General features: G+C 70.4%; 10 protein-coding genes and 2 pseudogenes. 6 read left to right on the top strand and 6 right to left on the bottom strand.

From position 1 onward, the window contains the following. Together ACK5KK_RS03285 and ACK5KK_RS03280 are read right to left on the bottom strand one after the other, a co-directional pair. Window positions 1-270 (bottom strand): annotated as a pseudogene (locus ACK5KK_RS03285) (gamma-glutamylcyclotransferase); the annotation flags it as partial. A gap of 52 nt (window positions 271-322) precedes the next feature. After that, window positions 323-1,594: a DUF445 domain-containing protein gene (locus ACK5KK_RS03280; RefSeq protein ID WP_416888665.1), complete on the bottom strand. Its 1,272-nt coding sequence runs from the start codon at window positions 1,592-1,594 to the stop codon at window positions 323-325. 34 nt (window positions 1,595-1,628) lie between these two features. Here ACK5KK_RS03280 and ACK5KK_RS03275 point away from each other — a divergent pair, with 34 nt between their 5' ends. Both ACK5KK_RS03275 and ACK5KK_RS03270 read left to right on the top strand, forming a co-directional pair. Next, window positions 1,629-1,901 carry a metal-sensitive transcriptional regulator gene (locus ACK5KK_RS03275; protein WP_416888664.1) on the top strand — a complete coding sequence of 91 codons (273 nt, stop codon included), beginning with the start codon at window positions 1,629-1,631 and terminating at the stop codon, window positions 1,899-1,901. Continuing rightward, on the top strand, window positions 1,882-2,634 hold the full coding sequence (locus ACK5KK_RS03270; RefSeq protein WP_416888663.1) for an NUDIX hydrolase: 753 nt from the start codon (window positions 1,882-1,884) through the stop codon (window positions 2,632-2,634). The genes ACK5KK_RS03275 and ACK5KK_RS03270 overlap by 20 nt, the downstream gene beginning before the upstream one ends. A 16-nt stretch (window positions 2,635-2,650) precedes the next feature. Here the strand turns inward: ACK5KK_RS03270 and ACK5KK_RS03265 are convergent, their stop codons facing one another. Continuing rightward, window positions 2,651-3,646: an aldo/keto reductase gene (locus ACK5KK_RS03265; RefSeq protein WP_416888662.1), complete on the bottom strand. Its 996-nt coding sequence runs from the start codon at window positions 3,644-3,646 to the stop codon at window positions 2,651-2,653. Window positions 3,647-3,774: 128 nt separating this feature from the next. Between ACK5KK_RS03265 and ACK5KK_RS03260 the strand changes: the two genes are divergently transcribed. Then, window positions 3,775-4,056, top strand: a complete 282-nt coding sequence (locus ACK5KK_RS03260) for a DUF427 domain-containing protein (RefSeq protein ID WP_416888661.1) — start codon at window positions 3,775-3,777, stop codon at window positions 4,054-4,056. A 4-nt stretch (window positions 4,057-4,060) separates the two neighbouring features. On the opposite strand, the gene ACK5KK_RS03255 is transcribed toward ACK5KK_RS03260, so the two are convergent. The 3 genes from ACK5KK_RS03255 to ACK5KK_RS03245 form a co-directional block, all read right to left on the bottom strand. Further along, on the bottom strand, window positions 4,061-5,230 hold the full coding sequence (locus ACK5KK_RS03255; protein ID WP_416888660.1) for an acyl-CoA dehydrogenase family protein: 1,170 nt from the start codon (window positions 5,228-5,230) through the stop codon (window positions 4,061-4,063). Window positions 5,231-5,289: 59 nt separating this feature from the next. After that, window positions 5,290-6,045 carry an alpha/beta fold hydrolase gene (locus ACK5KK_RS03250; RefSeq protein ID WP_416888659.1) on the bottom strand — a complete coding sequence of 252 codons (756 nt, stop codon included), beginning with the start codon at window positions 6,043-6,045 and terminating at the stop codon, window positions 5,290-5,292. 139 nt (window positions 6,046-6,184) lie between these two features. Beyond that, the gene (locus ACK5KK_RS03245; protein WP_416888658.1) at window positions 6,185-7,390 is read right to left on the bottom strand and encodes an MFS transporter; all 1,206 of its coding nucleotides are present in this window, start codon (window positions 7,388-7,390) and stop codon (window positions 6,185-6,187) included. Window positions 7,391-7,769: 379 nt separating this feature from the next. Here ACK5KK_RS03245 and nrdH point away from each other — a divergent pair, with 379 nt between their 5' ends. The 3 genes and pseudogenes from nrdH to ACK5KK_RS03230 all read left to right on the top strand — a co-directional run. Then, the gene (nrdH, locus tag ACK5KK_RS03240) at window positions 7,770-8,003 is read left to right on the top strand and encodes a glutaredoxin-like protein NrdH (RefSeq protein WP_416888657.1); all 234 of its coding nucleotides are present in this window, start codon (window positions 7,770-7,772) and stop codon (window positions 8,001-8,003) included. A 56-nt stretch (window positions 8,004-8,059) separates the two neighbouring features. Beyond that, window positions 8,060-8,491 carry a class Ib ribonucleoside-diphosphate reductase assembly flavoprotein NrdI gene (gene nrdI / locus ACK5KK_RS03235; protein ID WP_416888656.1) on the top strand — a complete coding sequence of 144 codons (432 nt, stop codon included), beginning with the start codon at window positions 8,060-8,062 and terminating at the stop codon, window positions 8,489-8,491. Next, window positions 8,473-8,926 (top strand): annotated as a pseudogene (locus tag ACK5KK_RS03230) (ribonucleotide-diphosphate reductase subunit alpha); the annotation flags it as partial. The gene nrdI and the pseudogene ACK5KK_RS03230, both read left to right, overlap by 19 nt.

The following is an 8,926-nucleotide window of genomic DNA, read 5'->3' as shown; positions in this document are numbered from 1 at the left end:
GAGTTCGTCGGCGGTGACGTGCAGCGCAAGCCCGATCACCTTGTCGCGGGCGTCTCCTGTGCGCCGAAGGATGGGGCGGGGCGACGTTCCGACCCGGTCCTGCCACCGGGGATCGGAGGCCTCGATGTAGTCGGTGGTGTAGCCGGGCAGGATGTCGGCCTCGCCGCGTACCGCGCGGCCGAACAGGTCGCGTTGCAGTGCGGCCCGGCGGAGAGCGCCGTAGCTGAACAGCAGCTCATCCGGGGTCGACTGCCTCACCGCACCGCCCATGGCGTCAGGATACTCGCGTCGCCCCGCTCCCGCCGAGGGGATCGGTGCGCGATCAACCCAGCAGCGCGTGGGCGATCGTGTAGATGACCAGGCCCGCCAGCGCACCGACGATCGTGCCGTTGAGGCGGATGTACTGCAGGTCCCGCCCAACCATCAGCTCGATCTTTTCGCTGGTCTCGTCGGCGTCCCACTTCTCGACCGTCTCGGTGATGATCGAGGCGATGTCGTGCCGGTACCGGTCCACGACGAACACCGCGGCGTCGGTGACGCGGGTGTCGACCCGGTTCTGCAGGGCCGGGTCGCTGGTGAGGCGGTCGCCGACCTCGGCCAGTGCCGCGGCGGCGCGACGCCGGAGCGGGCTGGCGGGGTCGGCGAGGGCGGCCAGCAGCCCGGTCTTGGCCGTGTGCCAGGCCTCCGCCGCCAACTGGCGCACGCGCGGGCTGTCGAACACGGCGGCTTTGGCCTCCTCCAGGCGCGCGATGGTGGCGGCGTCGTGCTGCAGGTTGTCGGCCAACCGGTCGAGGTACCCGTCGACGGCGCGGCGGGCCGGGTGGCCGGGGTCTGCCTGCACCGCCGCGACGAACTTCACGGCCTCGTGATATACGGTGTCGTCGATCAGCCGCATCGCCACCGACGGCACCCACGACGGCAGCCGCCGCGAGACCAGCCCGCTGAACGCGTCCCGATTGGCCTCCAGCCACGTCGCGATGCTGTCGACGCCGAGATCCACGGCGCCGCGGTGGGCGTCGGCGGAGACCACCCGCTGCAGCCACCCGCCGAGCGCCGGGCCCCACTCCGGGTTGAGGAGATGCTCACGGGCCAGGTCTCCGATGAGGTCGTGCACCTCGTCGTCGCTGAGCGCGGTGAGGATGCCGGTGACGACGGTCGCCGCCTCCGCCGACACCGTCTCGGCGTTGGCGGGCTCGCGCAGCCACTGCCCGAGCTTCTCGGCGAGGCGCGTCGACTCAAGCTTGTCGCGCACGACGTCGCCGGCGAGGAAGTTGGTCTCCACGAACTCGCCCAGCGTGCGGCCGATCTCGTCCTTGCGGCGCGGGATGATCGCGGTGTGGGGGATGGGAATGCCGACGGGGTGACGAAACAGCGCGCTGACGGCGAACCAGTCGGCGAGCGCACCCACGAGGCCCCCTTCGGCGGCGGCGCGCACGTATGCCCATCCGGGTGCCTGCTGCTGCAGGGCGAACGCGACGGCGAACAGCACCGCCATCGCCAGGAGCGCTCCGAGGGCGACGCGCTTCATGGCGCGCAGGCTTCGGAGACGTTCCTGATCGGTCGGGTTCATCAGGTCGGTCGATGTGGCCGGCATCCCGTCATCCTCGCACGCGGGCTATTCTTTCGGCGTGATTGACGACATCCGCAAACGCGCCCTGCACCGCACCAGCATCCTCGAGGGGCAGGTCCGGGGCCTCGCCAAGATGATCGAGGCCGAGGAGTACTGCATGGACATCATCGCCCAGTCGCGGTCGATCCAGAAGGCGTTGGCGTCGCTGGACAAGCTGCTCGTCGAGAACCACTTGCGCACCCACGTCACCGACATGTTCGAGGCGGGCGGCGCCGAGCGGGAGCAGGCGGTCACCGAGCTGCTGAAGGCCTATGACCTCGAGACGCGCTGACCCGATGGGAGGCGAGGCGATGTCCGACGGCGCGGGGGCGAAGGCCCAGTTGCGCGCGCTGGTGGCCTCGGCGCGCCGCGACGGGGGACTGGTGCCCGCCGTCCCGCCGCTTCCCGACGCCGCCGACCCCCGTGCGGCGGCGGTGCTGATCCTGTTCGGCGTGCTCGATCGGCATCCGTCCGGGTACGACGCGGCGGCCGTCTCGCGCGACCTCGACGTGCTGCTGCTGGCGCGGGCGACGACGTTGCGTTCGCACCCCGGTCAGGTCGCGTTCCCCGGCGGGCGGATCGACGACGGCGACGGGGATGCCGTGGCGGCGGCGCTGCGCGAGGCCACCGAGGAGACGGGCTTGGACCCGGCCGGGGTCGACGTGCTGGGGGAGCTGCCGCAGGTGCCGCTGGCGCACTCGTCGCACCTGGTGACGCCGGTGCTGGGGTGGTGGGCGCAGCCCTCGCCGGTGCACGTCGTCGACGAAGCGGAGTCGGCGGCGGTGTTCCGCGCCCCCGTGGCCGACCTTCTCGATCCCGCGAACCGGGGCGTCACGGTCATCCGCCGTGACGGCCGGACGTGGCGTGGTGCGGCGTTCCAGCTGCCGAATGTTACGGGCGGCCATTTCGTGTGGGGGTTCACCGCGATGGTGCTCGACACCCTGTTCACCCGCCTGGGCTGGACCGAGCCGTGGGACCGCCGCCGGAGATTCCCGCTGCCGGACACCGACGACACCGGCACCTGACCGTCGGGTCACGCGATCACAGATCGCCGCGTTGACTGGTCCAGTTCACGTCGAAGGAGCGGTTGCCGTGCATCCGCGCGGCGAGGGCGCTGAGCCGCCGCATCGCCTCGTCGTCGAGCACGGCGGTGGCGCCGGGGAGCCACTCATCCACGTGGCCGGGGAATCGCGATCCGGGAATGGGGGCCACCGGGATGCCGAGGTGCCGTCCCTGCGCGAACAGCCACGCCAGGGCGAGTTGCGCGCCGGTGAGGCCGACCTCTGCGGCGACCCCGAGGAACTCGGTGCGCAGCGCGGCGTTGGCGGCGAGGTTCTGGGGCGTGAACCGGGGGAAGGCCGGGCGGGCGTCGCCCTCGCCGAGGTCGGTGGGCGAGAACGCGTCGGTGAGCCACGCGCGGCTGAGCGGTGAGTACGGCACGAATCCGACGCCCAGTTCGATCGCGGTGGGCACGACCGAGCGTTCCACGTCGCGGCTGACGACGCTCCATTCGGTCTGCAGAGCGGCGATCGGGTGCACGGCGTGCGCGCGGCGCAGTTCGTCGGCGGTCGCCTCCGACAGGCCGAGGTGGCGGACCTTGCCGGCGTGGACCAGGTCGGCCATGGCGCCGACGGTGTCCTCGATCGGTACGCGGGCGTCGACGCGGTGCTGGTAGTAGAGGTCGAGGTGGTCGGTGCCGAGTCGGCGGAGGCTCAGGTCGATCTGCTCCGCGACGTAGGCCGGGTGGCCGCGGACCTCCCGCAACCCTACCGTCCCGCCGGCGATGCCGAACTTCGAGGCGAGGGTGACGTCGTCTCGGCGCGTGGCGAGCAGACGCGAGATGATCCGCTCGCTGCGGCCGGTGCCGTACACGTTCGCCGTGTCGACGAAGGTGACGCCGGAATCGACGGCGTGGGTGAGCGTCGCCAGTGCCGTCTGGTCGTCGACGGGTCCGTAGATGTCCGTGAGGCTCATCGCCCCGTAGCCGAGTGCGGAGACCGTCAGTGCGTCGCCGAGGTGTATCGGGGGCAGCGTCATGCCGCCACTGTACCCAGCGGCGGTGCCGGCGATCGTTCCCGGCGACGTCGGTCCCGCCCCGGTGTCGACGGCGAGGTCTACCCTGAGAACGCAGGCGAGAGCGAGTACGACAGGAAAGCGAGCGAGACATGAAAGCGCAGTGGAACGGCACCACCATCGCCGAATCAGACCAGACGGTCGTGGTCGAAGGCAACCACTACTTCCCGGCCGAAAGCGTCGACCGATCCCTCGTCCGCGAGAGTGCGACGACGTCGGTGTGCCCCTGGAAGGGCACCGCGTCGTACCTCACCCTCGTCGTCGACGGGGAGGAGAACATCGACGCGGCGTGGAGCTACCCGCATCCGCTGCCGGAGGCCGCCCACATCGCCGACCACGTCGCGTTCTGGAAGGGCGTCACGGTCACCGACTGACCGGTCAGTGGGATGACGGCGGGCCTAGCCAGGCGGTCGCCGAGGTGTTGTGGGCCGATTCCGGATCGGACGGATGGAACATCCCGGCGAGAACGTCGCGGTAGAGGCGGCTGAGTTCGTTCGCCGCGAAGTAGGACGACCCGCCGGCGACCAGCATCGCGTCGTCGACGACGCGCTTGGCCATCATCACGGCGCGGTGCTTGACGCCGCTGAGCTTCGCGAACCACAGCCCACCGTGATCGGCGAGGGCGTCCACGTCGGCGGCGAGGCTTTCCACCTGCATCGGGAGCGCGTCATACGCGAGGGCCATGTCGGCGATGCGCCAGCGGATGTCGGGGTCGTCGGCGTAGGGCAGGCCGGAGCGCTTCGACACGCGGGCGCGCGCCGTGTCGACGGCCACATCGAGGGCGCGCCGCGCGATGCCGGTGTACACCGACGCCAGCAGCAGCTCGAAGACGCTGAAGATGCCGAAAACGATCGGATCGGGGTTCGGTCCGGGGTCGACGCGGCGCACCACCCGGTCGGGGGGCGCGACGACGCCGTGCAACTCGGTGGTGCGCGACTGCGTGGCCCGCATGCCGAGCGTGTCCCAGTCGTCGCGTGTGCGCACGGCATCCGTGCGGGGGACGAACGCGTAGACGAGCTTCGGGGCATCCGGGCTGGTCGTGTCGAGGCCGTGCAGGCCGAGCTGGGTCCACACCGGGCCGAGCGATGTGAAGACCTTGGTGCCGGTGAAGGCGTACCCGCCGTCCGGTTGGGGCTCTGCCGTCGTGTCGCTGCCGAACAGCACCAGGTCGTTGCCGGCCTCGCTGATCCCGAAGGCGAACACTTCGCCGGCGACGGCTCCCTCGTGCACGAACCGCAGGTCGTCGACGCCGTGGTCGGCCATGACCTTCGCGACCCCGGTCCACACCAGGTGCATGTTGATCGCCAGCGCCGTCGCGGGCGCGGCGGTCGCGAGCCGTTGCTGCAGGATCGACGCCTCCCGCAGCCCGAGGCCGGCGCCGCCCAGGTCGCGGGGGACGAGGATGCCGAGGTACCCGGCATCGGTCAGGTCGGCGAGGTCGTCCGCCGGGAAGGTGTTCTCGCGGTCGTGGGTGACCGCGCGGGACCGGATGCGATCCAGGAGGGCGTCGGGGAGGAAGCCGGACGGGTCGAAGGGTGCGTCGCTCACCGTTCCATTCTCCCCGGGGTCGCGGGGCGCGGGGGCCGGTGGGGTGCCAGCGGCCGGGGTCAGCAGAGGACGTCGCGCAGCTGCCGCATGGTGTCGTCGGGGCGGTCGCGGTGCGGCGAGTGACCCGCGCCGAGGACGACCGACATCGAGATGACCGGGTTGGCGAGCACCTCGTCGGCGAGCGCGCCCTGGAAGATCGAGTACACCCCGGGGTCGCTGGCGATGATGTGGGTCGGCACGGTGAGTTTCGAGGCGGCGTCCCGGACATCCCACGGGTCGTTCTGGGCGGTGGTCTGCTCAACGGCCCAACGGCTGGCCTGCGCCGCCGACAGCGCCTTCAGTTCGATGTCGTTGTCGTGCCAGTCGGGGTGCTCGGCGCGCACGGCGTCGGCGGTGGGCTCGGCGAACGCGCGGGCCTGGCTGTTGCGGACGATCTCGCGGTCGCGGCCGCCGATGAGGATGCCCGGGTCGACCAGCACGAGCCGCCGGGTCCAGGCGGGGGCCTGCGCGCTGGCGACGGTCGCCGCCGCGCCGCCGAGGGAGTGCCCGATGACGAGGTCCCACGGTTCGTCGTCGGCCGGTCCGGTGTGCAGGAGGTCGGTCGCGTAGGCGTCGATCGTGTAGTCGAGGGTGCGCGGGGCCGTGCCGTGGCCGCGGAGATCGACGGCATCCGCCCGCCATCCGTCGTCGCCGAGCGCCGTGCCGAACCGCCACATCAGGGCGCCGTTGGAGCCGAGCCCGTGGACGAGCAGGGCGTGGCGGGTGGCGTGCGGGAGTCCCCACGAGTGGCGCGGGAGGGTGACGGGTGTGGCCATCCGTCCAGCCTACGAGGCGCGCCCCCGCGGCGCTGGCGCGTCCCTGCTGCGCTGGGGTGGCAGGCGGCTGCGGTCGCTGGGGTTGGCCGGCGGCACGGCAGTCAGCTGGGGTGGTCGGTGGGGTGGCTCAGCCCGCCGGTCAGGTGATGGTGCCGACCGGCTCGGTGTCGGGTGCGGGGGTGATGTCGCGCCCGCGGAGGTCGGGAAAACCGCGCACGAACACGACCGCGACGACGACGCCGACCGCGGCGAACGCCGCCGCCGCGAGGTAGGCGCCCACCGGCCCGGTGCCGTCGATGAGGAACCCGGCCACCGCCGACCCGGCGGCTGCGCCGATGAGCTGACCGGTGCCGATCCAGCCGTAGGCCTCGGGGGTCTCACTGAATTTCACGCTCGCGGAGGTCATCGCGAACATCACCGCGAGGGCGGGCGCGATGCCGATGCCGGCCACGAACAGGGAGGCGCCCAGCCACCACACCGACAGCGAGATCACCGTGACACTGAGTCCGACGGCGAGGATGGCGATGCGGCGCGCCATCGCCCACGGGCCGATCGGGAGATGTCCGAACGCGAGTCCGCCGATGAGGCTGCCGACCGCGAAGACCGCCAGGACGAGACCGGCCTCGGCGCCGTCGTGACCGAAGGTGGCGACCGCGGCGGCCTCGACGGCCGCGCACGCGCCGATGACGAGCAGGCCGAGCACGGTCGCCAGCAGCACCACGGGTTCTTTCAGCACGGTGCCGAAGGTGCGGCGGCTGCGGGGAATGCGCACCCGTCCGACCTCAGGGGAGAGGATGAACCAGGCGCCGCCGCCGACCAGGATGACGACGATCATCAGCAGCGCCGGCACGGTCCCGACCTGGGTGGCGACGAACGTGGTGACCACCGGCGCCAGGATCCAGATGATCTCCTGCAGGCTGGCATCGAGGGAGAACAGGGGCGTCAACTGGCGCGAGGTGACCAGCTTCGGGTAGATCGTGCGCACGGCGGGTTGGACCGGCGGGGTGGACAGCCCCGCGACGAGACCGAAGACGACCGCGCCTGGAAGCGGCATCGGCACCAGTGCGAGCACCAGCAGCGCGAGCACGCACACCGCTGTCGTGAGGGTGAGCACGCGGCGGATGCCCCACAGCCCCATCCAACGGCTCGTGACCGGACCGGCCACGGCCTGGCCCACCGAGGTCGCCGCCAGCACGAGGCCCGCCGCCCCGTAGGAGCCGGTGGTCTGCTCGATGTGCAGTAGGAGTGCGAGACTGGTCATCCCGTTGGGGAACCGTGCCGTGAGCTGCGCGGCGATGATGCGCGCCACCCCGGGGGTGCGCAAGAGGTCCTGATAGCCCGGCACCGCTCAACGCTACTGCCGCCGATCCGGTGCCCGAAACGCGCCGGGGGCGCGACACGCCGACGACACGCCGAAGGACCGATTCCACAGCCTCCTCCGTGTCGGAACCTCGTCGTATCGTCCCCCCTGTGCACAGATCATCGATGCGGCGTCGAAAACGGCCGGAAACCGGCGGTTTCGAGCGCGGGCGGGCGGGGCCCGGGCTGTGGATGAATCGGTGGATAACCTGTGTTGTCGTTGGGGAGAGCCGGGGAAAACTACACGGATGTAACTACTATCCCTTGTGGTGCACTTCGATGTCGGCACCCATATGTAGTATTGAACTCCCGGCACGCACCTGCCGGATATCTGAGAGAATTTTGAGGGGAGAACACGGGTCACTATGGCGATCACGGTCTACACGAAGCCGGCTTGCGTGCAGTGCAACGCGACGTATCGGGCACTGGACTCGAAGGGCATCGACTACGAGGTTCTCGACCTGTCCGAAGACCCGGCGGCGCTCGAGCACGTCAAGGCGCTGGGCTACCTTCAGGCGCCGGTCGTCGTCACCGACGAGGACCACTGGTCGGGCTTCCGTCCCGACAAGATCGACGAGCTGTCCGCGCGTCTGGTCTGAGACCCGGTCCCGCTCACACTTCGGACCCTCGCGCATCGGAAGAGGACGGCGCCGACATGCTCACCGCAACCCGCGCGCCGCTCCTCGTCTACTTCTCCAGTGTGTCGGGGAACACGGCCCGTTTCATCGACAAACTCGGGTTGCCGGCTCTGCGCATCCCGTTGCACCCGACTGACCCGGCCATCGTGGTCGACGAGCCGTTCGTGCTCGTCACCCCCACGTATGGCGGGGGTCAGGGGCGGGGCGAGGAGAAGGGGGCCGTCCCCAAGCAGGTGATCCGGTTCCTCAACGACGAACGGCACCGGAACCTCATCCGCGGGGTCATCTCCGCGGGCAACACGAACTTCGGTGAGGCCTACTGCCTCGCCGGTGACATCATCAGCCGCAAGTGCGATGTGCCCCACTTGTACCGGCTCGAACTTTTCGGCACACCCGATGACGTCGACGCCGTGAGCGTCGGATTGGAACGATGGTGGATACAGCGGTGACCGAGACAGCCTTCAAGACCGACGCGCGGTTCGAGGGACTGGACTATCACGCCCTCAACGCGATGCTGAACCTCTACGGCGCCGACGGCGGCATCCAATTCGATGCCGACAAGCGGGCGGCGCGCGAGTACTTCCTGCAGCACGTCAACCAGAACACGGTGTTCTTCCACTCGCTGCGCGAGAGGCTGGACTACCTGGTCGAGAAGGACTACTACGAGGCCGCCGTCCTGGAGAAGTACCCGTTCGAGTTCATCCAGCGCCTGAACGACCTGGCCTACGGCAAGAAGTTCCGGTTCGAGACGTTCCTGGGCGCGTTCAAGTACTACACCAGCTACACGCTGAAGACCTTCGACGGCAAGCGCTACCTGGAACGCTTCGAGGACCGTGTCGTGATGACCGCGCTCGGCCTGGCAGACGGCGACCAGGACCTCGCTG

Origin of the sequence: Microbacterium sp. (assembly GCF_047972865.1) — a bacterium.
In the GTDB taxonomy this organism is placed as follows: Bacteria; Actinomycetota; Actinomycetes; order Actinomycetales; family Microbacteriaceae; genus Microbacterium.
Note: the sequence above shows the minus strand (reverse complement) of the source record. Positions and strands in the feature narration are given on the sequence as shown.

Coding starts and splice junctions, on each gene's coding strand:
- nrdH (WP_416888657.1), top strand. CDS start 7,770: ATGGCGATCACGGTCTACACGAAGCCGGCTTGCGTGCAGTGCAACGCG.
- ACK5KK_RS03250 (WP_416888659.1), bottom strand. CDS start 6,045: ATGGCCACACCCGTCACCCTCCCGCGCCACTCGTGGGGACTCCCGCAC.
- ACK5KK_RS03270 (WP_416888663.1), top strand. CDS start 1,882: ATGACCTCGAGACGCGCTGACCCGATGGGAGGCGAGGCGATGTCCGAC.
- ACK5KK_RS03265 (WP_416888662.1), bottom strand. CDS start 3,646: ATGACGCTGCCCCCGATACACCTCGGCGACGCACTGACGGTCTCCGCA.
- nrdI (WP_416888656.1), top strand. CDS start 8,060: ATGCTCACCGCAACCCGCGCGCCGCTCCTCGTCTACTTCTCCAGTGTG.
- ACK5KK_RS03260 (WP_416888661.1), top strand. CDS start 3,775: ATGAAAGCGCAGTGGAACGGCACCACCATCGCCGAATCAGACCAGACG.
- ACK5KK_RS03280 (WP_416888665.1), bottom strand. CDS start 1,594: ATGCCGGCCACATCGACCGACCTGATGAACCCGACCGATCAGGAACGT.